26 protein-coding genes are annotated in these 24,062 nt (G+C 62.9%); 5 read left to right on the forward strand and 21 right to left on the reverse strand.

Annotated elements, in window-relative coordinates:
• Nucleotides 1–85 precede the first annotated feature (85 nt).
• The 7 genes from BM186_RS00520 to BM186_RS00540 form a co-directional block, all read right to left on the reverse strand.
• Nucleotides 86–937 carry an efflux RND transporter periplasmic adaptor subunit gene (locus BM186_RS00520; protein ID WP_074912987.1) on the reverse strand — a complete coding sequence of 284 codons (852 nt, stop codon included), beginning with the start codon at nucleotides 935–937 and terminating at the stop codon, nucleotides 86–88.
• An 11-nt stretch (nucleotides 938–948) separates the two neighbouring features.
• Nucleotides 949–1,152 carry a DUF1656 domain-containing protein gene (locus BM186_RS00525; RefSeq protein ID WP_074912989.1) on the reverse strand — a complete coding sequence of 68 codons (204 nt, stop codon included), beginning with the start codon at nucleotides 1,150–1,152 and terminating at the stop codon, nucleotides 949–951.
• On the reverse strand, nucleotides 1,139–3,127 hold the full coding sequence (locus BM186_RS00530; RefSeq protein ID WP_074912991.1) for an FUSC family protein: 1,989 nt from the start codon (nucleotides 3,125–3,127) through the stop codon (nucleotides 1,139–1,141). The genes BM186_RS00525 and BM186_RS00530 overlap by 14 nt, the downstream gene beginning before the upstream one ends.
• A 195-nt stretch (nucleotides 3,128–3,322) precedes the next feature.
• Nucleotides 3,323–3,439 carry a cytochrome c oxidase subunit CcoM gene (ccoM, locus tag BM186_RS26940; protein WP_017361612.1) on the reverse strand — a complete coding sequence of 39 codons (117 nt, stop codon included), beginning with the start codon at nucleotides 3,437–3,439 and terminating at the stop codon, nucleotides 3,323–3,325.
• Between the two features lie 200 nt (nucleotides 3,440–3,639).
• Entirely contained in the window at nucleotides 3,640–3,801 is a 162-nt protein-coding gene (locus BM186_RS26530; RefSeq protein WP_093049229.1) for a hypothetical protein, read from the reverse strand.
• Nucleotides 3,798–4,397 (reverse strand): alpha-ketoglutarate-dependent dioxygenase AlkB family protein, encoded by a 600-nt coding sequence (locus tag BM186_RS00535; protein ID WP_074912993.1) that lies wholly within the window; start codon nucleotides 4,395–4,397, stop codon nucleotides 3,798–3,800. The genes BM186_RS26530 and BM186_RS00535 overlap by 4 nt, the downstream gene beginning before the upstream one ends.
• A gap of 35 nt (nucleotides 4,398–4,432) precedes the next feature.
• Complete coding sequence (locus BM186_RS00540; protein WP_024307452.1) at nucleotides 4,433–4,726, reverse strand: hypothetical protein; 294 nt, start codon at nucleotides 4,724–4,726, stop codon at nucleotides 4,433–4,435.
• Between the two features lie 166 nt (nucleotides 4,727–4,892).
• On the opposite strand from BM186_RS00540, the gene rapA reads away from it, so the two are divergent.
• Nucleotides 4,893–7,736: an RNA polymerase-associated protein RapA gene (rapA, locus tag BM186_RS00545; RefSeq protein ID WP_074912995.1), complete on the forward strand. Its 2,844-nt coding sequence runs from the start codon at nucleotides 4,893–4,895 to the stop codon at nucleotides 7,734–7,736.
• A 156-nt stretch (nucleotides 7,737–7,892) separates the two neighbouring features.
• Here rapA and BM186_RS00550 read toward each other — a convergent pair whose 3' ends face one another.
• On the reverse strand, nucleotides 7,893–9,146 hold the full coding sequence (locus BM186_RS00550) for an RNA polymerase sigma factor (RefSeq protein WP_074912997.1): 1,254 nt from the start codon (nucleotides 9,144–9,146) through the stop codon (nucleotides 7,893–7,895).
• 153 nt (nucleotides 9,147–9,299) lie between these two features.
• Here BM186_RS00550 and BM186_RS00555 point away from each other — a divergent pair, with 153 nt between their 5' ends.
• From BM186_RS00555 to cmoB, 3 genes are read left to right on the forward strand one after another with little or no spacing between them, the layout of a single operon-like run.
• The gene (locus tag BM186_RS00555) at nucleotides 9,300–9,941 is read left to right on the forward strand and encodes a lysoplasmalogenase (protein WP_074912999.1); all 642 of its coding nucleotides are present in this window, start codon (nucleotides 9,300–9,302) and stop codon (nucleotides 9,939–9,941) included.
• A 57-nt stretch (nucleotides 9,942–9,998) separates the two neighbouring features.
• Nucleotides 9,999–10,742, forward strand: a complete 744-nt coding sequence (cmoA, locus tag BM186_RS00560; protein WP_074913002.1) for a carboxy-S-adenosyl-L-methionine synthase CmoA — start codon at nucleotides 9,999–10,001, stop codon at nucleotides 10,740–10,742.
• Nucleotides 10,739–11,707 (forward strand): tRNA 5-methoxyuridine(34)/uridine 5-oxyacetic acid(34) synthase CmoB, encoded by a 969-nt coding sequence (cmoB, locus tag BM186_RS00565; protein WP_074913004.1) that lies wholly within the window; start codon nucleotides 10,739–10,741, stop codon nucleotides 11,705–11,707. The genes cmoA and cmoB overlap by 4 nt, the downstream gene beginning before the upstream one ends.
• A 208-nt stretch (nucleotides 11,708–11,915) precedes the next feature.
• Here the strand turns inward: cmoB and BM186_RS00570 are convergent, their stop codons facing one another.
• The gene (locus BM186_RS00570; protein WP_074913006.1) at nucleotides 11,916–12,176 is read right to left on the reverse strand and encodes a hypothetical protein; all 261 of its coding nucleotides are present in this window, start codon (nucleotides 12,174–12,176) and stop codon (nucleotides 11,916–11,918) included.
• Between the two features lie 117 nt (nucleotides 12,177–12,293).
• Here BM186_RS00570 and BM186_RS00575 point away from each other — a divergent pair, with 117 nt between their 5' ends.
• Complete coding sequence (locus BM186_RS00575) at nucleotides 12,294–13,178, forward strand: LysR substrate-binding domain-containing protein (protein WP_072422612.1); 885 nt, start codon at nucleotides 12,294–12,296, stop codon at nucleotides 13,176–13,178.
• Between the two features lie 119 nt (nucleotides 13,179–13,297).
• On the opposite strand, the gene pdxJ is transcribed toward BM186_RS00575, so the two are convergent.
• From pdxJ to rpoE, 12 genes are all read right to left on the reverse strand, one after another.
• On the reverse strand, nucleotides 13,298–14,044 hold the full coding sequence (gene pdxJ, locus BM186_RS00580; protein WP_072422613.1) for a pyridoxine 5'-phosphate synthase: 747 nt from the start codon (nucleotides 14,042–14,044) through the stop codon (nucleotides 13,298–13,300).
• Complete coding sequence (gene recO, locus BM186_RS00585) at nucleotides 14,037–14,726, reverse strand: DNA repair protein RecO (protein ID WP_074913008.1); 690 nt, start codon at nucleotides 14,724–14,726, stop codon at nucleotides 14,037–14,039. The genes pdxJ and recO overlap by 8 nt, the downstream gene beginning before the upstream one ends.
• A gap of 57 nt (nucleotides 14,727–14,783) precedes the next feature.
• Nucleotides 14,784–15,683, reverse strand: a complete 900-nt coding sequence (gene era, locus BM186_RS00590; RefSeq protein ID WP_074913010.1) for a GTPase Era — start codon at nucleotides 15,681–15,683, stop codon at nucleotides 14,784–14,786.
• Nucleotides 15,676–16,365, reverse strand: coding sequence for a ribonuclease III (rnc, locus tag BM186_RS00595; protein ID WP_017677760.1), 690 nt, complete (start codon nucleotides 16,363–16,365; stop codon nucleotides 15,676–15,678). Before rnc ends, era begins: the two co-directional genes overlap by 8 nt.
• Nucleotides 16,362–16,739 carry a DUF4845 domain-containing protein gene (locus tag BM186_RS00600; protein WP_017677761.1) on the reverse strand — a complete coding sequence of 126 codons (378 nt, stop codon included), beginning with the start codon at nucleotides 16,737–16,739 and terminating at the stop codon, nucleotides 16,362–16,364. The genes rnc and BM186_RS00600 overlap by 4 nt, the downstream gene beginning before the upstream one ends.
• An 88-nt stretch (nucleotides 16,740–16,827) precedes the next feature.
• Complete coding sequence (gene lepB / locus BM186_RS00605) at nucleotides 16,828–17,682, reverse strand: signal peptidase I (RefSeq protein WP_072422616.1); 855 nt, start codon at nucleotides 17,680–17,682, stop codon at nucleotides 16,828–16,830.
• Nucleotides 17,683–17,688: 6 nt separating this feature from the next.
• A complete protein-coding gene (lepA, locus tag BM186_RS00610) occupies nucleotides 17,689–19,488 on the reverse strand; it encodes a translation elongation factor 4 (RefSeq protein WP_072422617.1) in 1,800 nt (599 codons plus the stop codon).
• A 149-nt stretch (nucleotides 19,489–19,637) separates the two neighbouring features.
• Nucleotides 19,638–21,062: a DegQ family serine endoprotease gene (locus BM186_RS00615; protein WP_072422618.1), complete on the reverse strand. Its 1,425-nt coding sequence runs from the start codon at nucleotides 21,060–21,062 to the stop codon at nucleotides 19,638–19,640.
• A gap of 35 nt (nucleotides 21,063–21,097) precedes the next feature.
• Nucleotides 21,098–21,553 (reverse strand): SoxR reducing system RseC family protein, encoded by a 456-nt coding sequence (locus BM186_RS00620; protein WP_074913012.1) that lies wholly within the window; start codon nucleotides 21,551–21,553, stop codon nucleotides 21,098–21,100.
• Nucleotides 21,550–22,497, reverse strand: coding sequence for a MucB/RseB C-terminal domain-containing protein (locus tag BM186_RS00625; RefSeq protein ID WP_074913014.1), 948 nt, complete (start codon nucleotides 22,495–22,497; stop codon nucleotides 21,550–21,552). The genes BM186_RS00620 and BM186_RS00625 overlap by 4 nt, the downstream gene beginning before the upstream one ends.
• Before the next feature lie 15 nt (nucleotides 22,498–22,512).
• The gene (locus BM186_RS00630) at nucleotides 22,513–23,085 is read right to left on the reverse strand and encodes a sigma-E factor negative regulatory protein (protein WP_072422621.1); all 573 of its coding nucleotides are present in this window, start codon (nucleotides 23,083–23,085) and stop codon (nucleotides 22,513–22,515) included.
• Nucleotides 23,086–23,115: 30 nt separating this feature from the next.
• Nucleotides 23,116–23,697 (reverse strand): RNA polymerase sigma factor RpoE/AlgU, encoded by a 582-nt coding sequence (gene rpoE, locus BM186_RS00635; protein ID WP_017677768.1) that lies wholly within the window; start codon nucleotides 23,695–23,697, stop codon nucleotides 23,116–23,118.
• Between the last annotated feature and the right edge of the window lie 365 nt (nucleotides 23,698–24,062).

Below are 24,062 nucleotides of genomic sequence, written 5' to 3' on the forward strand. Positions count from 1 at the left end.
GAACAGCGACCGTGGGAGCGGCTTCAGCCGCGATTACCCTTGAAGAGCTCGCGGCTGAAGCCGCTCCTACAACTGCGAAAACGCGCTATTCCACCCTTACGCTGGCAGTCATGCCGGCGCTTAGCACCATGCCATCCGGCACTTCATCGAGCCTGATGCGCACCGGAATGCGCTGCGCCAGGCGCACCCAGTTTAAGGTCGGCTCGACATCGGCCAGCAACTGCCCGTCCGGACTGGCGTTGCGGTCGGTGATGCCGCGACTGATGCTTTCGACCTGGCCACGAAGCTGCTGATCACCGCCCATCAACCAGACCTCCACCGACGCGCCGACCTGAATGCGCGGCAGCTTGGTCTCCTCGAAATACGCCTGTACGTAGAACGACTGGGTATCGACCAGTGCCATCACCGACTGCCCGGCATTCACGTAGTTGCCCTGCGCCAGCACTAGGTTGGTGATCTGTCCATCGCGCGGGGCATGCACTTCGCTGCGCGCCAGATTCAGCTCGGCCACACGCAGATCAGCCTGCGCTTCGCGGTACTCGCTGCGCGCCATCTCGGCATTGATCTGCGCGTTTTCCAGCAATTCGGCGCTGATCGCCTGGGCGCCCAGACGGGAACGGCGCGAGGCCTCGTGTTCACGCAGGCTCAGTTGCTGGCGGCGAATGTCCACCACCGCCCTGGCCTTCTCTACCGCCGCCTGATAGCGGTCGCGGTCGATGCTCATCAGCAGGTCACCAGCCTTGACCTGCTGGTTGTCGCGCACCTTGAGCTCGACCACCCAGCCGGACACGTCCGGGGCGATGGTCACCACGTCGGCGCGCACGCGGGCGTCGCGCGTCCAGGGCGAATACATGTAGTGCTGCCAGATCCAGGAGCCGGCGAAGATCGCCGCCACCACCATGGCCAGGGTGATGCCGACTCGAATGGTCGAACGCATGCTTTCTCTCCTCAATGCGCCAGGACGACCATCACGGTCGCCAGCACGCAGACATACAAGGCACAATCGAACAGGGCTTCGTGCCAGATCCAGCGCGACAACCCTATGCGCTGCAAGCCCAGGCGCAACACGCCAGTCAGCAACAGCGCCAATACCGCGTAGGCCGCCATCGGGCTTAGCAACACGCCGCCCAGCGACCATTCATGCAAGCCCATTAGTCTCTCCTCTGAGCTGGCACCAGGAGCGCCAGCCGTTCTGTAGCTGCAACAGCGCCGCCTCGGCCAGGCGCTTGTCGATGCTAGGCGTGCAGGCGCGCAGGGCCTCCTGCAGTTCGCCCACCGCTGCGTTCAGATCGTCTTCGCGGCCTGGCGCGGGGCCTTGCTCCAGCGCGTCGTCGAGGCGTTCCAGGAAACGCTGCTGCGACCGTGCCAGGCCAGCATCGGCATTGGCCAGGCACTTGCGCAGATGCAGCAACTCGTCACCCAGATCAAGGCCAGCCACGCCATCGTCCCAGCCGCTACGCGTTTGATCCGGCCGCGCCGGATAATGCCGCGCCAACTGCAGCAGACGATCAGCCATGCGCCCGCCGAACCAGTTTTCGGCGCGGCCCAGGTCACGACGGGTCAAGCGGCCGAGGTCGGTCAGGATCGCCTGCATCAGGCGCCGGCCATGCCAGACCGGATTGCGCAGCACCACCAGCTTGAAAGCCAGCACCGCACAACCGACACCCATCAGCATGCCTGGCGCCTCATTGAGGAAGAACTCGACGTTGTAGCCGACACCCGGCGCCGGCAGGCAGAGCACGATGAAGTGCAGGCAAAACGAGGTCGAGGTCGCAGCCGTCGCTGGCTTGGCCATGCCCAGCACACCAAAGAACAGCGGCACACCCAGCACCATGCAGAGCATCACGAAGCCGTCGATCTGCGGCATCAGAATCTGCCCGACGAAGAACGCCACTGGCAGCGCGTAGAAGATGCCGCGCAGGAACATCATGCCGATCTGCGGCGCCGCTTCGAGCCGGGCGAACAGGCTGCAGACCACGCAGGCCAGCAGCAACGCACCAGTAGCGTGGGTCCAGCCAGTGGCCAGCCAGAATGCAGCCAGAACCAGGAAGGTCAGCGCGCTGCGCGAGCCGTAGACCAGCGCGGTCTGCCAGTCGTAATGCCAGGACAAGGCGCGCGGCGCATCGTCCGGTGCCCTGCCCTCCTCGACCGCGAGCATGGCGCGACTGGCATCCTCGACACGCAACAGCAACACCATCAACCGCTCCAGGCAAAGCTGCTGGCCACTGCTCAGTTCTTCATCCTGCGCCGCCTGGCGCAATTGCTTGACCAACTCCGGCAAGCCTACCGGTTGTGCCTGCTGCAGGCGCTCATCCACCACTTGCAGCCAGGGCGCGACAGCCTGCGCCTCGCTGCTGCTCAGTTGTCGCCACTGCCGCGCCACACCACGAGCCAGACGCAGCATGCCGAGCAGATCACGGCTCAGCACGCGCAGCGCCACAGCACGCTGGCGACCACGCGCGCCCTCGAACCAGGCGTGCTCGCGCTGGGCATCCACGGCGACGATGCGCGCCAGCACTTCCAGCAAGCCTTGCCGCGAGTCGGCTTCGCCAGCCAGCGCCTGGCGCGAGGCTGCCACGCCGGCCTGCCAGGCGTTACGCGCCTGTTGCGCCAGTTGCCGCTCGACCCGCTGCGGCCAGAGCAAGGCGCTGCTCAGGGTGGCGCAGGTGATGCCCAGGCAGATTTCCGTGCAACGGGCGATGGCCTCGTCGAACACCACATGCGGCTTGCCGATGGCCGGCAGGGCGATGATCGCCACGGTGTAGCCGGCCAGCACGAAAGAGTACGACCAGGCGCTGCGCAACATGGTCGAGGATGCCGTGCACAGCGCCAGCCATAGGGCGAACGCCAGCACGAACAACAGCGGCGCCTGGGCGAACAGTCCCATCATCACCACAGCCATGAAGGTGCCGACCAGCGTGCCGAGCAGCCGTGCCAGGCCCTTCTGTACCACCATGCCAGACAGCGGCTGGGCGACGATGAACGCGGTCATCAGCGCCCACTGCGGCTGCTCCAGGCCAAAACGCAGCGCGCACCACAACGCCAGACCACCGCCGAGCAGGGTCTTGATGGCAAATTGAACGGCTTGCGAGCTTGGCGCGAGAAACGCCAGCAAGGAATCACGCACGATGGCTACCTGAAAGAATCTCAGCCCTGAACATAGCTGTAGCGATTGAGTTGCGCCTCCGTGCGAAACTCAATTATTAGCTAGCTAAGCATTTATGTCCAGAAGGTGCTGCGATCTCAGGAGGGCCACGCGCAAATAAAAAAAGGGCGACCGAAGTCGCCCGAATTGCCTTGCGTGCCCATTGAACTGGAAGGATCAGCTCTGCTTGCGCTTGTGCGCATCCTTCCAGATGAAGTAACCAACACCCCCGAAGAACGCGACCATCAGAAGTACGGTGCCGACTCCGGCGAGAACCACTGTATCGACGAACATGGCTGCCTCCTGTTGTGCCTGTCTGTCTGGGATGGCTTCACGTTATCAGCGCTGGCGGCGGGAAAATTGATCTGGGTCAATGGCCGACGAGCAGGCGCGAGCGGGCCTACGGGAATACTGACGCAGGTCAAGAAATCGAGAGGGTACGAGGCGGGAAGCACGGCCTGGCAGCCGTGCACAACGATTGAACGGCGGGATTTTCAGCGTTTCTTGGGTTTGCTCTTGGACTTCTTCTTGGCCTTGCCGATCGGCAACACCTGCTCGAAAACCTGGCGCATCTCGTTGAGGCGCTTGTCGTTGAGGTCGTGGATACGCTTGTCGCGCTCGGCGGCAAAGTCGATCAGCTTGTCGTCATGGCTCATAGCGGAAACCGGATCAGGCGAAAGGTCAGATTCAGGCGCGGCGCGCAGGTTTGGCGCGTCTTCGCCACTTGATGTTGCCAATGATGCTGGGTCGGCCCGCGCATGACCAGTAGCGAAGCATGCTCCAGCGTCAACGAATGTTCGATGCGCGTGCTACCAACCCGGCGCAGATCGAAACGCCGGCTGCCGCCCAGGTTGAGCGAGGCGATCAGCGGATCACGCCCCAGCTCCGGCTCGGCATCGCTGTGCCAGCCCATGGAGTCCTGGCCGTCGCGGTAATGATTGAGCAGCACGGCATTGAGCGATTGACCGACTTCTTTCTCGACCCGTTGGCGAATCTCGTTCAGCAGCGGCGTCCAGGGCAAGGGCTCGTGGATCTTCCCTGAATAGCGGTAACGCGCCTCGGGGTCGCCATACCAGGCCGTCAGCCGTGGCGTGCGGTGATAGCGACCATGGATGAACAACTCAGGTTGCTGCCAGGGCGTTTGCTCGACCAGTGCTTGCAGCCAGCTATCGGCCAGGGCAGCGTCGACCCAGCCGGGCAGATAATCCAGCTCGGCATCGGCAAGTGCGGGCAAGGGGTCGGCGAACAGCATGACGATCTACATGAACAAGAATGAAAAGGAGTGTCTCAGACTTCAACGTCTACCCACAGCCCCTGCCGGGGCAGATCACCCAGCGCTTGCTCCACCTCTTCCGGCTCGGCCTCAGCCAGTTGCTCGGGGGTGTAGCCACGACGCTGGCGGCGGCGCTGTTCTTCGCGCAGCAGCTCCTCGGTTTCCTGTGGATGACGCTTGTCGAGGCTAAGCGCACTTTCCTTGGCGCTGCCTTCGGCCGGGGTCACCGGGGGAATCTCAGGCTTGGGCTTGATCACGTCCTGCGTGGCAGTGACCGGCACCAGGCTATGGGGGATAGGCGGTAGCACGTTGCAGCACCTCCTTTGGTCAGGCTGTCGGCCCCGTGAGCCGCGACTTTAGCCGGCGCTCGCTACACTTTTGACTAAGCCGCACGGCAATAGTGCCATGACCGCTTTGGCCGTGACGCCGCATCCGTTAACATAGCCGGCTTTTTCACGCGGGAGACAGACAGGCATGGCGCAATATCAACCGGGGCAACGCTGGATCAGTGACAGCGAAGCGGAATTGGGTCTGGGAACCATCCTCGCCGAGGACGGCCGCCTGCTCACCGTGCTCTACCCGGCCACCGGCGAAACCCGCCAGTACGCTACGCGCAATGCCCCGTTGACCCGTGTACGCTTCGCCCCGGGTGACGAGATCACCCACTTCGAGGGCTGGAAGCTCACCGTGCAGGAAGTTGAGGACGTCGACGGCCTGCTGGTCTACCACGGCCTCGATGCCCAGCATAAACCGGTGACCATGCCGGAAACCCAGCTGTCGAACTTCATCCAGTTCCGCCTGGCCAGCGACCGCCTGTTCGCCGGCCAGATCGACCCGCTGGCCTGGTTCGCCCTGCGTTACCACAGCCTCGAGCACAACAGCCGCCTGCTGCAGTCGTCCCTCTGGGGCCTGGGCGGTGCTCGCGCGCAACCGATTGCACACCAGCTGCACATCGCCCGTGAAGTGGCTGACCGTATCGCCCCGCGCGTACTGCTGGCCGACGAAGTGGGTCTGGGCAAGACCATCGAAGCCGGCCTGGTGATTCATCGCCAGCTGCTCTCCGGTCGCGCCAGCCGCGTGCTGATCCTGGTGCCGGAAAACCTGCAGCACCAGTGGCTGGTGGAAATGCGCCGGCGTTTCAACCTCGACGTCGCGCTGTTCGACGCCGAGCGTTTCATGGAAAGCGACGCCAGCAACCCCTTCGAGGACTGCCAGCTGGCGCTGGTCGCCCTGGAATGGCTGAAGGACGACGAGAAGGCCCAGGACGCGCTGTTCGCCGCAGGCTGGGACCTGCTGGTGGTTGACGAAGCCCACCACCTGGTCTGGCACCCGGAGCAGGCCAGCGCCGAATACTCGCTGGTCGAGCAACTGGCCGAGGTCATCCCCGGCGTGCTGCTGCTCACCGCCACCCCGGAACAGCTCGGCCAGGACAGCCACTTCGCCCGTCTGCGCCTGCTCGACCCCAACCGTTTCCATGATCTGCAAGCCTTCCGCGCCGAGAGCAGCCAGTACCGCCCGGTGGCCGAAGCCGTGCAGGAGCTGCTCGACCAGGGCAAGCTCAGCGCCCAGGCGCGCGACGCCATTGGCGGCTTCCTCGGTGATGAAGGTCGCGAACTGCTGGACGCCATTGACGGCGGCGACGAAGAAGCACGCGCCCGTCTGGTACGCGAGCTGCTGGATCGCCACGGCACCGGTCGCCTGCTGTTCCGTAACACCCGTGCTGCCGTACAGGGCTTCCCTGAGCGCGAGCTGCACCCCTACCCGCTACCGAGCCCCGATGAGTATCTGGAACTGCCGCTGGGCGAGCATGCCGAGCTGTACCCGGAAGTCAGCTACCAGGCGCAGGACGATATCGACGAAGAGCAGCGCTGGTGGCGCATCGACCCGCGCGTCGAATGGCTGATCGACACCCTGAAGATGCTGAAGAAATTCAAGGTGCTGGTGATCTGTGCCCACGCCGAGACCGCCCTGGATCTGGAAGACGCCCTGCGCGTGCGCTCCGGCATCCCGGCCACGGTGTTCCATGAAGGCATGAGCATCCTCGAGCGCGACCGTGCCGCCGCCTACTTCGCCGACGAAGAATTCGGCGCACAGGTGCTGATCTGCTCGGAAATCGGCTCCGAAGGCCGCAACTTCCAGTTCGCCCATCATCTGGTGCTGTTCGACCTGCCGGCTCACCCGGACCTGCTCGAACAACGCATCGGCCGTCTCGACCGTATCGGCCAGAAACATCGCATCCAGCTGCACGTACCTTACCTGGAGAACAGCCCGCAGGAACGTCTGTTCCAGTGGTACCACCAGGCGCTGAACGCCTTCCTCGCCACCTGCCCCACCGGCAACGCCCTGCAGCACCAGTTCGGCCCACGCCTGCTGCCGCTGCTGGAAAACGGTGACGACGGCCAGTGGCAGCAACTGGTGGACGAAGCCACCGCCGAGCGCATTCGCCTGGAAGGCGAGCTGCACAGCGGCCGTGACCGTCTGCTGGAACTGAACTCCGGTGGTGCCGGTGAAGGCGAGGCGCTGGTCGAGGCGATCCTCGAACAAGACGACCAGTTCACCCTGCCGATCTACATGGAAGAGCTGTTCAACGCCTTCGGCATCGACAGCGAAGACCACTCCGACAACGCCCTGATCCTGCGCCCCAGCGAGAAGATGCTGGATGCCAGCTTCCCCCTGGGTGACGACGAGGCGGTGACCATTACCTACGACCGCGAGCAGGCCTTGGCCCGCGAGGACATGCAGTTCCTCACCTGGGAACACCCCATGGTGCAGGGCGGCATGGACCTGGTGCTGTCCGGCTCGATGGGCAACACCGCGGTGGCGCTGATCAAGAACAAGGCGCTCAAGCCCGGCACCGTGCTGCTGGAGCTGCTCTACGTCAGCGAAGTGGTTGGCCCGCGCAAGCTGCAGCTGGGTCGTTTCCTGCCACCGGCTGCGCTGCGTTGCCTGCTCGACGCCAACGGCAACGACCTGGCCGCCAAGGTCGGTTTCGAGACCCTCAACGATCAGCTGGAAAGCGTGCCGCGGGCCAGCGCCAACAAGTTCGTCCAGGCCCAGCGCGACGTGCTGGCCAAGCAGATCAACGATGCCGAAGCCAAGGTCATGCCGCGCCACGTCGAGCGCGTGAGCGAGGCCAAGCGTCGCCTGATCGCCGAACTGGACGAGGAACTGGCGCGCCTGGTAGCCCTGCGTGCGGTCAACCCGAGCGTACGCGACAGCGAGATCGAGGCCCTGCGCGAGCAGCGCGAACAGAGCCTGGCGATGTTCGACAAGGCCGCCCTGCGCCTGGAAGCGATTCGCGTGCTGGTAGCGGGTTAAAGCACGGCATCGGCAATCGTAGGGTGCGCCATGCGCACCTACCGCTGGCGCCGAAGAATGAGGTGCCAGCGGCCTAGCCGGCCTTCGCCCTTATAGGGTTCAGCGGCCGCAGCGTTCCATCCAGCACTCACTCGTATGCGGTGCGCACAGCGCACCCTACGGCCTATCACCCGCCTGGTGTGCTTCCAACTCATCCAACCTGCTCTGCAGAAACTGCCGATCCGGCCCCTGTTGCGCCAGCGCCAGGGCCTGGCGGTAGGCAGCGACTGCCTGCTCGCGCCGGCCAAGCCTACGCAGCAGATCGGCCCGCGCCGCATGGGCCAGGTGGTAACCCTCCAGTTCGCCTGCAGCCAGCAATCGGTCGATCTCCGCCAGTCCCGCCTGCTCACCGTCACGCATGGCCAGTGCCACGGCGCGGTTGAGCTCAATCACTGGCGAAGGGTTCAGGCGCAGCAGCTCGTCATACAGGCCGACGATCTGCACCCAATCGGTCTCTTCCAGACTGGCCGCCTCGGCATGCACGGCAGCAATGGCCGCCTGCAGGCTGTAGGGGCCGAAACGCCGCGAGTGCAGCGCCTGCAGCACCAGCGCCTCGCCCTCGGCGATCAATTCGCGACTCCATAGGCTGCGATCCTGGGCCTCCAGCAAAATCACCTCGCCATCGACGCCGCTGCGCGCAGCGCGTCGCGATTCGTGCAACAGCATCAACGCCAGCAGTCCCTGCACTTCCGGCTCGGGCAGCAACTCCAGCAGTAGCCGTCCCAGGCGAATCGCTTCGTCGGACAGCTGGCTACGGGTCAGCGAATCGCCGGAGCTGGCGAAATAGCCTTCGTTGAACACCAGATAGACCACGCGCAGCACCGCCTCAAGCCGCTCGGGCAGCTCGCTGCGCCCCGGCACCTCATAGGGAATACGCGCGTCACGAATCTTCGCCTTGGCCCGCACGATGCGCTGGGCCAGGGTCGCCGGGCTGGAGAGGAAGGCGCGGGCGATCTCCTCGGTGGTCAGATCGCACACCTCACGCAGGGTCAGCGCCACCTGGGCATCACTGGCCAACGCCGGGTGGCAACAGGTGAAGATCAGGCGCAGGCGGTCGTCCTCGAGCAGTTCGCCCCCTTCGGCGTCGCTCTCATCTGGCAATTCGACCTGCTCGTCCAACGGCTGGAAGCGACGTTGCCGACGTAGGTTGTCGATGGCCTTGAAGCGCCCGGTGGAGACCAGCCAGGCGCGCGGATTGTCGGGCACACCGCTCTGCGGCCATTGCTCGACCGCACTGCGAAACGCCTCGTGCAGCGCCTCCTCGGCCAGGTCGAAATCCCCCAGCAGACGGATCAGGGTGGCGAGCACGCGGCGCGACTCCTCGCGGTAAAGGCGCTCGATCAGCTCGGTGACAGGTGGCGATATCGACATGCGCTTCTCCTGAACGAACGCATACGGTGCCCAATACTGCCGGCGGCGTCGAGTAGCGGCACGATCCGCCCCTCGATTTGGCATCCCTCGCGTTGGCAGCCGTTCGGTCGCTGGGCATAGTCGCGCCATTCCAATAACGAAGGGAGTCTTGCTATGCGTTGGTTGCTGCTCGGTCTGGCGGGTGCTGCGGTATTTCTCTACGGCCGGATCACCGGCGATGCACAACTCAGCCTGCTGACCAAGGGCATCCCGGTGATCGCCCTGCTGCTCTGGCTGCGTCAGGCGCCGGCCGGCACCTACCGCCGCTGGATCGCTATTGGCCTGGTGCTCTCGCTGGCCGGCGACATCCTGCTGGACTGGCCCGGCGATCTGTTCGTATTCGGTCTTGGCGCCTTTCTGCTCGGCCATCTGGCCTACCTGCGCGCCTACGTCTCCGACAGCCGGCAACCGGCCCTGCCCGCCCTGCTGCTGGCACTGATCGCCGGTGGCGCGATGTTCGCCATACTGGCCAGCAGCGGCCTGGGCGAGCTGCTGATCCCGGTGGCCTGCTATGCCACGGCAATCTGCCTGATGCTGTGGCGCGCCCTGGCCCGCATCGGTCATCCGCAGTTGCAGCCGCGCTCCACCTGGCTCGCAGCAGGCGGCGCGGCACTGTTCGTGCTCTCCGACAGCCTGATCGGCATCGACCGCTTCGTCGCCAGCTTCGACGCCGCACCTTACGCCATCATCCTCACCTACTGGCTCGGACAGTGGGGCATCACCGCTTCGGCCTTTCAGCGCAGCAACAGCGCCTGACTGTTGCGCCACACTTGGCTAAAATGCCGGCCTTTTCCGCTACCCGTTGCGACTGCCGTGAGCCAAGAACCTGATCGTCTATTCGCCCAGCCTCTACCCGAGGTGCCCGACTTCGTCTTCAACGAGGATGTGGTGCGGGTCTTCCCCGACATGATCAAGCGCTCGGTGCCAGGTTACCCGACCATCGTCGAGAACATCGGCGTGCTCGCCGGCCAGTTCGCCCAGCCGCACACCACCTTGTACGACCTCGGCGCCTCGCTCGGCGCGGTGACCCAGGCGCTGCGCCGTCATGTGCGCGTCGACGGTTGCAAGGTGATCGCCGTAGACAACTCCTCCGCTATGGTCGCGCGTTGTAGCGAATACCTGCATGCCCAGGACGCCATGTTCCAGGAGCTGCTGCCGGTGGAGGTGATCGAGGCCGATATTCTTGCCCTCGATCTGCAGCCCACCTCATTGGTCACGCTCAACTTCACCCTGCAGTTCATCCCGCCGGAGCGGCGCCTGGAGCTGCTCACGCGCATTCGCCAGGCGCTGCTGCCCAGTGGCGCGCTGATCCTCTCGGAGAAGCTGCGCTTCGAGGACGCCGCCGAACATGAGCTACTCACCGAGCTGCATGTCGCCTTCAAACGCGCCAACGGCTACAGCGAACTGGAGATCGCGCAGAAACGCAGCGCCATCGAAAAGGTGATGCTGCCCGACAGCCTTGAGCAGCACCGCGAACGACTGCTGGCCGCTGGCTTCAGCAAGGTGCTGCCCTGGTTCCAGTGCCTGAACTTCGCCTCGCTGGTGGCCCTGCCATGATGCGCGACCTGGATCTCGATGCCCTGCAAGCGCAACTGGCCGGCACCCCGCTGCAGGAATGGGCTTGTGAGCTGCCCGGCCAGCTTGATGCCAAGCTGGCCATCGGTCACGGCGACCTGACGCGCTGGTACGGCGCCGTGCAGGCACTGCCTGAATTACCGGTGAGTGACGTGGAGCTGCTGCAGCGCTTCGCCTTCGGCGGCGCCTGCGATGACGCCACCCGCGCGCAATTAAAAACCGCCCTGCAGGGCCTGATTCCCTGGCGCAAGGGGCCGTTCGAGCTGTTCGGCGTACACATCGACACCGAATGGCGCTCGGACTGGAAATGGCAGCGCGTCGCCCCTCATCTGGATCTGGTCGGCAAGCGCATCCTCGATGTCGGCTGCGGCAACGGCTACTACATGTGGCGCATGCTCGGCGCGGGTGCCGACAGCGTGGTCGGCATCGACCCCAACTGGCTGTTTCTCTGCCAGTTCCTGGCAATGAAGCGCTACCTGCCAGATCAACCGGTGTGGCACCTGCCACTGGCCTTCGAGGAACTACCGGCCAAGCTGCAGGGCTTCGATACGGTGTTCTCCATGGGCGTGCTGTATCACCGTCGCTCGCCCATCGACCATCTGCTGGATCTCAAGGATGCGCTGGTCAAGGGCGGCGAACTGGTGCTGGAAACCCTGGTGGTCGAAGGCGATGCCGAGCAGGTGCTGGTGCCCGAAGATCGCTACGCGCAGATGCGCAACGTCTGGTTCCTGCCGTCGGTGCCGGCGCTGGAGCGCTGGCTGCGCCGCGCCGGTTTCGAGGACGTGCGCTGCGTCGACGTCAGCACCACCTCGGTGGAGGAACAACGCGCCACCGAGTGGATGCGCTTCCAGTCGCTGCCCGAGTTCCTCGACCCAGCCGACCACAGTCGCACCGTCGAAGGCCTGCCGGCACCGACACGCGCCGTGCTGATCGCACGCAAACCGTAGGGCGGCCCGGGACGCCAGCCGCTCGTAGGGCGGACTCAGGAGCGAAGCGAACAGTCCGCCATCGGTGCATCCTCGGATCTCAGCATGAACCTCACTTCGCAACGGCGTACTGCTTCGCGACGACTGCATGGATGCAGGAGGTAGAGCGACGCAGGAAGCCAAAGCCGAGTACGCCCTACGGGCTGCACCCCTCTTGCAACAATTGCTGCTACCGCCGCAGCCAACGTGCACGTCGCTGTGCGATCAGCCGCAGCGGTTCACCGGCGCCCTGCTCCACCACGCCACGGGCACCGCCCAGGCGAATCCGTCCCTCGATGTCCTGCGCCAACAGGCGGCGCATGCGCCGCCGCCAGAACCAGGCGCCGATCCAGTCGACGATGGCGTTCTGCAGATCCAGCGGCCACATGGCCGGCATATAGAACTCGGGCATGGCTGGGCGCGACTTGTCGCGATTGCTCGAACTGTTCATGACCTTTCCTCCGTATCGCGGCCGGCTTCTTACCGGGCTTGCGATCAGGATGAAACGCGCCTATCGTTCAAACAAACGACAAATATCAAACAGTGAATTAATAAATATTTAACAATCATGAACGCGACAGCCCCCATCTCCCTGCCGCTTCTGGAAAACGATGTGCTGCGCACCTTCGTCGCCATCGCCGACAGCGGCAGCTTCACCCGCACCGCCGCGCAGGTATTTCGCAGCACTGCGGCCGTCAGCCTGCAGATAAAGCGTCTGGAGGAAACCCTCGGCCAGCGCCTGTTCATCCGCGAAGCACGGCAAGTTCGCCTGACCGCCGAAGGCGAGGTGCTACTCGGCTATGCCAGGCGATTGCTCAAGCTCAACGAGGAAGCGGTGGCACGCTTTCTTACCCCGACGCTGACCGGCCGCGTGCGCTTCGGCACGCCGAACGATATCGGCGACCGCGTACTACCGAGTGTCTTGACTCTGTTCGCCCGCAGCCATCCGGCCGTGGAGGTCGAGGTCAATGTCGGGCGCAGTGTGGATCTGGTGGCAAAGCTGGATGCCGGCGAGCTGGACCTGACCCTGATCAACGCCGGCAACGACGGCCTGGATGACGCGCGCGGCGAAGTGATCTATTCCGAGGAGCTGGTCTGGGCCGGGCGTGACGGTGGCCTGGCCATGCAGCGCTCGCCCTTACCGCTGGCCCTGGCCAACCCGGGCTGCGCCTGGCGCCGCACCGCGCTCGACGCACTGGATCGTCAGGGTGTGGCCTATCGCATCGCCTATTCCTGCGAGCAGTGCGCTGGCCAGGAAGCGGCAATGACCGCCGACCTGGCCATCGCGCCCTTCCCACGCAGCCTGGTCAGGCCACCACTGCGCCGGTTAGGCGCAGAACAGGGGCTGCCGCCGCTAGGCGAGTACCACATCAAATTGATACGCGGCCATCAGCGTAATGATGCCATCGAGGCGCTCGCCACACAGATGATTCAAGCGTTTGCGCAAGGCTAAGTAGGGTGCGCCGTGCGCACCCGGAATACCACGGTGCTTGCTTGGTGCGCGGAGAAGTCAGCGTCCGACCGATAGTTGATCGGCGGCGTAACGTTACGCGACCCAGTGCGCGCCTACCATTAGCCTCGGTTGGCGGCGGCCACGATCAACGCCTTCATCTCGGCGACAGCCTGCTTGAAGCCCACGAACAGCGCATGTGAGACGAGCGCATGGCCGATGTTCAGCTCGTTGATGCCCATGATCGCGGCCACTGCCTCGACGTTGTGGTAATGCAGGCCATGACCGGCGTTGACGATCAGGCCGTGGTTCAGCCCACAGATCACCCCATCACGAATACGCGACAGCTCATGAGCCGCTTCCTCCGCCGTATGGGCATCGGCGTACCGTCCGGTGTGCAGTTCGATGGCCGGCGCACCGACGCGCATGGCCGCCTCGATCTGTCGCTCTTCGGCATCGATAAACAGTGATACCTCACAACCAGCCAATGACAGCCGCTCGACGGCGGCGGCAATCCGCGCCTCCTGCCCGGCCACGTCCAGACCGCCTTCGGTGGTCAGCTCCTGACGGGTTTCCGGCACCAGGCACACGTGCGCCGGGCGGATCTGCTCGGCGAAACCGAGCATGAAATCGGTGACGCCCATTTCGAAGTTCATCCGCGTCTGCAGCACATCGGCCAGCACGCGTACATCACGATCCTGGATATGTCGGCGATCTTCGCGCAGGTGCACGGTGATACCGTCGGCACCGGCTTCTTCAGCGTCCAGCGCGGCCTTGACCGGGTCCGGGTAACGCGTACCGCGAGCCTGGCGCAGGGTGGCGACGTGGTCGATGTTCACGCCGAGCAGAATACGATTGGCCTCAGTCACGCTTGGACTCCTTGAGCGTCATGAAAAGTTCGCGGCTGACCAGGGGTCTGCCGCCGAGATGAGGTGCCAGCGCCTGGCGCATCAGACGCTTGGCGGCAGCCAGCGCGCCAGGCGTTTGCCAGTCAGCTTCGGCCATGGCCAGCAGCTCGCTGCCCTGAAACACACCGGGTTGCAGTTGTACCACCGGCACCAGGCCGATGTCCTGCTGCCAACGGTAAAGTGCCGCTGGATCGATGGGTTGGTCGTGCTGGTCACGATCCAGGGCGAAACCATAGCCCAGCTCGTCCAGCAGGCGCCATTCGAACGCGCGCAGCAGCGGTTCCAGCGCACGACCGGCAGCCAGAGCCTGCAGCGTCAGACCGTAGTGTTCGAGCATCACGGGGTGCGGATCTTCGGCCGGTAGCAGGCGGATCAGCAGTTCGTTGAGATAGAGCCCAGAGAACAGCGCCTCGCCCGTCAACAGCAGCGGAATACCGGCGCTTTCCAGGCGGCCGACAGTCTTCAGCTCGCCGCGCCCACGCAGTTCCAGCTCCAGCGGCGCAAAAGGCCGGGCAATGCTGCCGATCTTGCCGCGAGCGGCGCGCAGTACGGCACGCACGCGCCCCTGAGCGGTGAAGAAATCCACCAGGGCGCTGCTTTCCTTGTACGGACGGCTATGCAGAACGTAGGCGGCAGGAATCATGTGGGTAACCGCCAGAATGCGCCATGAGCAACGACAAGGATGCGCACGGCGCCCCGATCAATCCAGGTAACCCAGCGAGCGCAGGGCGCGCTCGTCGTCGGACCAGCCACCTTTGACCTTGACCCAGAGGTTGAGCATCACCTTGGAGTCGAACATGGTTTCCATGTCCTTGCGCGCTTCCTGACCGATGCGTTTGATGCGCTCGCCCTTGTCGCCAATGATGATCTTCTTCTGTCCGTCGCGTTCCACCAGGATCAGACCGTGGATGTGCAGAATACGGCCTTCCTGTTTGAACTCTTCGATCTCCACGGTGATCTGGTACGGCAGCTCGGCACCGAGCTGGCGCATGATCTTCTCGCGGATCAGCTCGGCAGCCAGGAAACGGCTGGAGCGGTCGGTGATCTGGTCTTCCGGATAGAAATGCTCGGACTCCGGCAGGCGCTCGCCCACCAGCTTCTCCAGGGTGTCGAGGTTCTGCCCCTGCAGCGCGGAGATCGGCACGATCTCGGCCTGCGGTAATTGCTCGGCCAGCCAGTTCAGATGCGGCAGCAACTCGCTTTTGTCTTCCAGGCGGTCGGATTTGTTCACCGCCAGCAGGATCGGGCATTTGACGTGCTGCACCTTCTCCAGCACCAGTTGGTCTTCGTCGGTCCAGCGCATGCGGTCGACCACGAATACCACCACATCGACGTCCTTCAACGCGGTGGAGGCGCTGCGGTTCATGTAGCGGTTGAGCGCCTTGTCGTTTTGCTTGTGCAGGCCGGGCGTATCGACGTAGACAGCCTGAATCTCGCCCTCGGTCTTGATCCCGAGCATGTTGTGGCGGGTGGTCTGCGGTTTGCGCGAGGTGATCGCCAGCTTCTGCCCGAGGATGTGGTTGAGCAGCGTCGACTTGCCCACGTTGGGCCGGCCGACGATGGCGACGTAGCCGCAACGGGTCACAGGTATATCAGTCATTGCCATTCTCCACCCCGAGGGCGATCAGCGCCGCAGCCGCAGCGACCTGCTCGGCGATACGCCGGCTGCCGCCCTGGCCCAGGGTCTTTTCATTGAGCAGAGAAACCTGGCACTCGACCATGAAGGTACGGCAGTGCGGTTCACCCTGTACGTCCACCACCTCGTAACGAGGCAGCTCACAGGCACGCGATTGCAGGAATTCCTGCAGTCGCGTTTTCGGATCCTTGTTGGTGTCGACCAGGGTCAGGCCGTCCAGCTCGCCGGTCAGCCAGTCCAGCACGCGCTCACGAGCTGCATCCATACCGGCATCCAGATAGATGGCACCAATCAGCGCCTCCAGGGCGTCGGCCAGAATCGACTCGCGACGGAACCCGCCGCTTTTCAGCTCACCGGAGCCCAGGCGCAGGTATTCGCCCAGCTCGAAACCGCGCGCCAGCACGGCCAGGGTCTCGCCCTTGACCAGGCGAGCACGCAGGCGCGACAGCTGGCCTTCGCGGGCCTGCGGGAAGCGCTCGAACAGCGCCTCACCGGCTACGAAATTGAGGATGGCATCACCGAGAAATTCCAGACGCTCATTATTGCGGCCGGCGAAACTGCGATGGGTCAGGGCCAGGACCATCAGGTCCTGGTCCTTGAAGCTATAGCCGAGCTTGCGCTCGAGGCGGGACAGATTGGGACTCACGGCATCCGTACACGAAATTCTTTGTCAAAATTCACCACCAGATCGAGGTTCTCGATCAGCGGCTCGCGTTTTTCATATTTGAGGTGGACCAGAAACTCGTTGTTCTCCACCTTCACCTGCAGGGCGTCGCGCATGTTCAGGTCGCGAATGTTGTTGACCTGCATGCCCTTGCTCACATGGTTGTAAAACTCACCGACGGTGCGTACATCCGACGCCTTGTCGGTTTCCACCGAAGTGATGATCTTTTCCAGCGACATGTAGTCGAGATAGTGCGGCATCACCTTGAATGCAGTGCTGGCGAAGAATGCCACCACGGCCAGAACCATCAGCCAACCCAGAATGGAAAGCCCCTGCTGCGAGCGCGCGAAAGTCATGTGTATCCCCAATGAACGGTCTTGTTGGAAAGCCTGACGGCTAGACTATTTATAGCCTGCGGCGCTGTATTGAACAGCGCGCCAGTGCTCAATGAATCAGGCCGACCCGAGAGAAATTGGGCAGATTGCTGGTCTTGGGCTCCGGCCAGCTCATCCAGATGGCGAAGGCCTTGCCGACGATATGGTCGTCCGGGACCATGCCCCACAGCTCCTGAGGGATATGACGATCACGCCAGTAACGGCTGTCGTTGGAGTTGTCACGGTTATCACCCATCATGAAGTAGTGCCCTTCCGGCACCACCCATTGGCCGCCAGGCTCGCGGCGCATGCGAGTCATTTCCTTGCGGATGGTGTGTTCGACCTGACCAAGGCGCTCCTGGTAGAGCATCGCACTGCCCAGGCTGCCAGCTTCTTCGCCGATCAGCTTCTCGGCCACCGGCTCACCATTGATCAGCAGGCGCTTGCCCTGGGTGTATTCGATACGATCGCCCGGTAGACCCACCACGCGCTTGATGTAGTTGATGCTTGGATCGCTGGGGTAGCGAAACACCATCACATCGCCGCGCTGCGGGTTGTCCACCTCGATGATCTTCTCGTCGATCACTGGCAGACGAATGCCGTAAGCGAACTTGTTGACCAGGATGAAATCACCCACTTCCAGGGTCGGCTTCATCGACCCGGAAGGAATCTGGAACGGCTCGACCAGAAACGAGCGCAATACCAGCACAATAGCCAGCACCGGGAAGAAGGATTTACCGTACTCGACGAGCAACGGCTCCTTGTTCAGGCGCTCCAGCACCCTGTCGTCGGGATCGTCGACCCGCCCCTGGTACGCCGCAATCGCCGCACGGCGGCGCGGAGCCAGCAGGATCAGATCGATCAGGGCCAGGAAGCCGCAAACGGCAACCGCGATAACCAACAGGAGCGGGAAATTGATCGACATAGAGCCTTAGCTATCCAACCTGAGCACGGCAAGGAAGGCTTCTTGTGGAATTTCCACGTTGCCGACCTGCTTCATGCGTTTCTTACCGGCCTTCTGCTTCTCCAGCAGCTTCTTCTTACGGCTCACGTCGCCACCGTAGCACTTGGCCAGTACGTTCTTTCTGAGCGCCTTGACAGTGGTCCGCGCGATGATCTGGCCGCCAATGGCTGCCTGGATCGCCACGTCGAACATCTGCCGAGGAATCAGTTCCTTCATCTTCTCGGTCAACGCACGGCCTTTGTAGGCGGCGTTATCGCGGTGCACGATCAATGCCAGGGCATCGACCTTGTCGCCGTTGATCAGTACATCCAGCTTGACCAGGTTGGCGGACTGGTAGCGATCGAAATGATAGTCCAGCGACGCATAGCCGCGGCTGGTGGACTTGAGCTTGTCGAAGAAGTCCAGCACCACTTCGTTCATCGGCATGTCGTAACGCACTTGCACCTGGCTACCGAGGAACTGCATGTCGCGTTGCACGCCGCGCTTCTCGATGCACAGGGTGATGACGTTACCCAGATGCTCTTGCGGTACCAGGATAGTCGCGTTGACGATCGGCTCGCGGAAATCGGCGACGGACGAAACGTCCGGTAGCTTGGAGGGGTTGTCGACTACGATGGTTTCGCCGGTCTTGAGTTCTAGCTCGTAGATCACACTCGGCGCGGTGGTGATCAGATCCAGGTCGTACTCGCGCTCCAGGCGTTCCTGGATGATCTCCATGTGCAGCATGCCGAGGAAGCCGCAACGGAAGCCAAAGCCCAGGGCATCGGAGCTTTCCGGCATGTACTGCAGCGACGAATCGTTGAGCGTCAGCTTCTGCAGGGCATCGCGAAAATCCTCGAAGTCGTCGGAGCTGACCGGGAACAGCCCAGCGTAGACCTGCGGCTGGATTTTCTTGAAGCCTGGCAGCACTTCGACCTCCGGGGTCGAAGACAGGGTCAGGGTGTCACCCACCGGCGCACCGTGGATGTCCTTGATGCTGGCGATGATGAAGCCCACTTCACCGGCTTTCAGATCAGCAGTAGCGGTGTGTTTCGGCGTGAAGACACCAACGCTATCGACCAGGTGCACCTTGCCGGTGGACTTGACCAGGATCTTGTCGCCCTTCTTCACTCGGCCGTGACGCACACGCACCAGCGAGACCACGCCCAGGTAGTTGTCGAACCAGGAGTCGATGATCAGCGCCTGCAGCGGTGCTTCGATATCGCCAGTCGGGGCAGGAATCGTGTGCACCAGGCGCTCGAGCACCTCGTCCACACCCATGCCGCTCTTGGCGCTGCAGGCCACGGCGTCGGTGGCGTCGATGCCGATGATCTTCTCGATCTCGTCCTTGACGCGGTCCGGATCGGCCTGCGGCAGGTCCATCTTGTTCAGCACCGGCATGACCTCAAGGCCCTGCTCGATGGCGGTGTAGCAGTTGGCAACCGATTGCGCCTCGACGCCCTGACCAGCATCGACCACCAGCAGCGCACCTTCGCAGGCAGCCAGCGAACGCGAGACTTCGTAGGTGAAGTCGACGTGGCCGGGCGTATCGATGAAGTTCAACTGATAGGTTTTGCCGTCCTGCGCTTTGTAGTGCAGCGTGACGCTGTGGGCCTTGATGGTGATGCCGCGCTCACGCTCCAGATCCATGGAGTCCAGGACCTGAGCCTCCATTTCACGCGCGGTGAGACCGCCGCACATCTGGATGAAACGGTCAGCCAAGGTGGACTTGCCGTGGTCAATGTGGGCAATGATGGAAAAATTGCGGATATGACTCAGGTCACTCACAGATCAACACTCAAAGAAGGCACGGGCAAGACGCTTGCCGAAAATAGCCGCGGATTGTACCCGATCCCTCGCAACGGCGTCACGCCTGCACAGCGCTGGTGCAGATACGAAGAAGGGCGCCCGAAAGCGCCCTCTTCAACGTACCTGGGTTACTCGGCCAGCTTGAAGGTGATGAAGCTGGCACGCCCCTGACGCAGCACCCGCATGGACACCGAACGATTCTTCGGCAGATCCTGCGCCACCTGGGTAAAGGTGCTGGTGGAGTCAATGGCCTGATTGTTCAGATGGGTGATCACGTCACCAGGACGCAGGCCAATCATGGCCGCAGGTCCATTGAGCACTTCCTTGACTACAACCCCGCCCTTGAGGTCGAGGCCTTTCTTCTGCTCGGCAGTCAGCTCCACCACAGTAACGCCCAGGCGGTTGTTGCTGCGCTCGCCACCCTGCGCCGAACCGGACGACGCCAGTTCCTGACCTTCCTCCGGCAACGTGCCGACGGTGACGTTGAGTTTCTTGCGCGAGCCATCACGTACGACATCCAGCTCGGCTTTCTCACCCGGCTTCAGGCCACCCACGAGGTGCGGCAGGTCAGCCGACATGATGATCGGTTTGCCATTGAGACTGAGAATCACGTCACCTACCTGCAGGCCGCCCTTGTCCGCCGGACCATCCTCAAGCACCTGGGCGACCAGCGCGCCAGCCGGTTTGTCCAGACCGAAGGACTCGGCCAGATCCTTGTTCACCTCCTGAATCACCACACCGAGCCAACCGCGGGTCACCTTGCCATCAGCCTTGAGCTGGTCGGCCACCTGCATGGCCACTTCCATCGGGATGGCAAAGGACAGCCCCATGAAACCGCCGGAACGGGTGAAGATCTGCGAGTTGATACCCACCACTTCACCTTGCAGGTTGAACAGCGGGCCGCCAGAGTTGCCCGGGTTGATCGCCACATCGGTCTGGATGAACGGTACGTAGCTGTCGCTCGGCAGGTTACGCCCCTTGGCGCTGACGATCCCTGCCGTCACCGAGTGATCAAAGCCGAACGGCGAACCGATGGCCAGCACCCACTCGCCGACCTTCAGGTCATCGGCCTTACCCAGGCGAACCACAGGCAGGTCCTTGCCCTCGACCTTGAGCAACGCGACGTCGCTACGCGGATCGGCACCAATCAATTTGGCTTCCAGCTCGCTGCGATCAGACAGACGCACGATGATTTCATCGGCATCAGCGACCACATGATTGTTGGTCATGATGTAGCCGTCCGGCGAGATGATGAAACCGGAACCCAGCGACTGCGCTTCGCGCTGGCGACCACCCGGATTACGCGGAATCTGGGGAATGCTGCGCTCGAAGAACTCGCGGAACATCGGCGGCAGCCCTTCCAGATCAGGCAAACCCGGCTGCCCGGCAACGGCGCGCTCGGGCATCTTCTGGCGGGTACTGATATTGACCACCGCAGGCGAGGCCTCTTCTACCAGATCAGTGAAATCAGGCAGGCTGGCCTGAGCCAGCAGACTTTGCCCCCAGAGCAAGGCAACCGCCAACAACGGCGCAATGGACTTGAGTTTTCTCATCGAACTACGACTCCCCATGTAAAACTCGGACACTCTCAACCGGCCGCTGGCGCAGTGACCAGCAGCGTACGTAGGACAACGGGCTGCAATAAGGGGTTCTCGGCAACGCGAGCGGCGCGCCAGCGAACCATCAGCCAACTGGCGAACAGACCACTCAGGCCTGCCAGGATCACCAGAGGTTCGGAAAGACCTAGACCGTCCGCCAGCAGCGCTGCGGCAAACAGACCCAGAAGCGGAAGCAGATAAACCAGCAGAGAACTGCGCACCAGCAGATCTTCGCGCACACCGATGATCACGCTATCGCCAATCGCCAGCTGCATTTGACTGAGCGCGCGCACATAGCCGCGCTGTCGGCCTACCCCGAGACGATCCATCAGGCCCTGACCACAGGCGGCATTGGCCGAACAACTGGAGCAGGTGCTCTTGCGCAGCGTCTCGACCCAGACAGCGCCGGGCTCGAGCGCCACTACACGCCCCTGCTCCTCGATCATTGGCTAGCCTGTTCAGGCACTCCGGCGCGCATGGACAGGGCGATGCGTTCGGCAGTCCCCAAGGGGATCTCACCCACCACGGTCACCATGACGTCACCAGAGTCGGTACTCATCCGCCGCGAAACCGCGACGGTTGGGCCCAGCTGGCTGCGTGCATCCTCGACGACGCGACCTTTCAGGGGTTCGAGAAAAACCGAGAATCGCGCCAGGCCATCGCCATACATGAGATAGGTGACGGGATCATCAGCGGAAGGCACGCGGCGTACCTGCGCAGTAGTCAGAGTAAAGCCCGGCGGCAGCCAGTCGGATCGCCAGGTACCTTCGGCCATGCTGTCGGCAGCACGAAAACGCACCGGCCTGCAGCTCGAACTCGGCTGCATGGCATCCTCAACGGGTACAGAGGTATCCAGCTGAGCGAACTGGAAGCGCTCCAGTAGCTGGCCACGCTCGTTCAACAGGAGGGATTTCAACGGCAGACCGGTCTCCCGGTCCAGATGCAATTCGAAGCCGTAGCGATGCTGGTCCTTGGGCGCCAGCACCAGAACGACTGCCGGACGATTGGCTATGCGCGACTGACCCACGACACGAATGTCATACCAGTTGCTCAATTGCTCGACAGCCAACTGACGAGCAGGCCAAGCCTGCCCTTCACTGACCTGGTCAGCCAACGCGCCAGTGACGCACTGAGCCTGGCCATCGACTTTCAGCACCTCCTGGGCAGGCCCATCGAGCTGCAGAAGGCGCTCGCGAACTTCGCCCCCCTCCTCTACCCGATGCCACACGGCATGGGTGGAAAAACTTCCATTGCGCTCATAGATGAACGTGCCCTGGAAGCTTTGCTGGCGCTCTGCCGCAGCGAGGCGCCCGAGCAAGTCTTGCACCTCAGTGGCCTGAACCGGCAACGCCAGCAGACCACCGAGAAGGTAGAGGGGAATCGCGCGCATGTGACTCCTTAGCGCTTAGCGGTTTTCCAGACTTGCAGCCCGAGCATAAGGCAGAGCGGTTTCACCGGTACCCATCACGGCTTCCTGCGCATGTTGACGCAGGTAGTTCGGCAAACGCTGCTCATGCCAGCTGGCAGTGCCTGCTTCGGCGGCTTCGCCGGCTTCCTCGCTGCTGTTGTAACCAGCGAGCAGCGCAGGACCTTGCACCTGCGGTACAGAGAGTACCGGAGAAGCCTCCTGCTGTGCCAATTGGGCGCCGCTCAGGTCATCCTGATTGTAGAAGCGCACACCCGCCAGCACTGCAACGGTCACCGATGCTGCGACGGCTACGCGCCCGACACTACGCCAGATCGGCGCCTTGCGTGCCGGGACGGCTTCGTCGGCCAGCGCCGCGGAAACCGCAGATGCGATGTCCAGTTGCGGCACCAACAGCTCACGATGCATGGCTGCACGGGCGATCTGGTAACGCGACCAGGTGCCGCGCAGCTCGCCATCATCGCTGGCTGCGAGCACACGCCGCAGTTCCAGTTCGTCCGCTTCGTTATCCATCACCGCGGACAGCGATTCCTGCAGGGTTTCACGACTCATGGTGTTCCTCTCTTGGCTGTCGCCGCTGCCTTAGGTTTCCTGCAACAGAGGCTGCAGGGACTTATCAATTGCCTCACGCGCACGGAAGATCCGCGAACGCACCGTACCTACCGGACACTGCATGACGCCGGCAATGTCCTCGTAACTCAAGCCTTCGAACTCACGCAAGGTCAGGGCCGTGCGCAAATCATCCGGCAACTGGGCGATGGTTCGATGCACGGTGGCTTCGATCTCGTCGCGCAGCAATGCCCGCTCCGGTGACTCGATGTCCTTCAGGCCGTGGTCGCCGTCATAGAACTCCGCGTCATCGCTACTGACATCACTATCTGGCGGCCGCCGACCGCGTGACACCAGATAATTCTTCGCCGTGTTGATGGCGATGCGGTACAGCCATGTATAGAACGCGCTGTCACCGCGAAAGTTTCCAAGCGCTCGGTAGGCTTTTACGAAAGCCTCCTGAGCGACATCCTGAGCCTCGTGGGTGTCGTGCACGAATCGCACGATCAAACCGAGGATCTTGTGCTGATACTTCAGCACCAACAGATCGAAGGCACGCTTGTCACCGCGCTGCACTCGCTCGACCAGCTGCTGATCATCTTCCTGGGTTAGCATGCACTCTCCTCATAACGCTCGGAGGAGGTCTGCGCCCGTAAGCGAATCAGCTTGCCAAGATAGACTCGGGTCTTACGCAAAAGTTCTCCCCTCCAAGCAAGCTTCCCGCAGAGTTTTCTTCCCTCTGCCTGGAATGGCGCCAGCGGAACCTTTCCGCTCGCGCAAATAATCTTATCGCCGCTCATTTCCACACCCTCCGCTGACTTCAGATGCAGGCACGCGCAGGCGCTCTCCCTTATATGGGCGACCCTCTATGGAACCTTAACGACTAAGAAAGTTCCCGAGCACCGCGGTCGGTCATAAGCCACCTATTGTGCCGCTGCCCCTCTCTATATACTAGGGCTCGCTTTCACGCGGAACTCGGA

It is taken from the genome of Ectopseudomonas toyotomiensis (assembly GCF_900115695.1).
Lineage (GTDB): Bacteria > Pseudomonadota > Gammaproteobacteria > Pseudomonadales > Pseudomonadaceae > Aquipseudomonas > Aquipseudomonas toyotomiensis.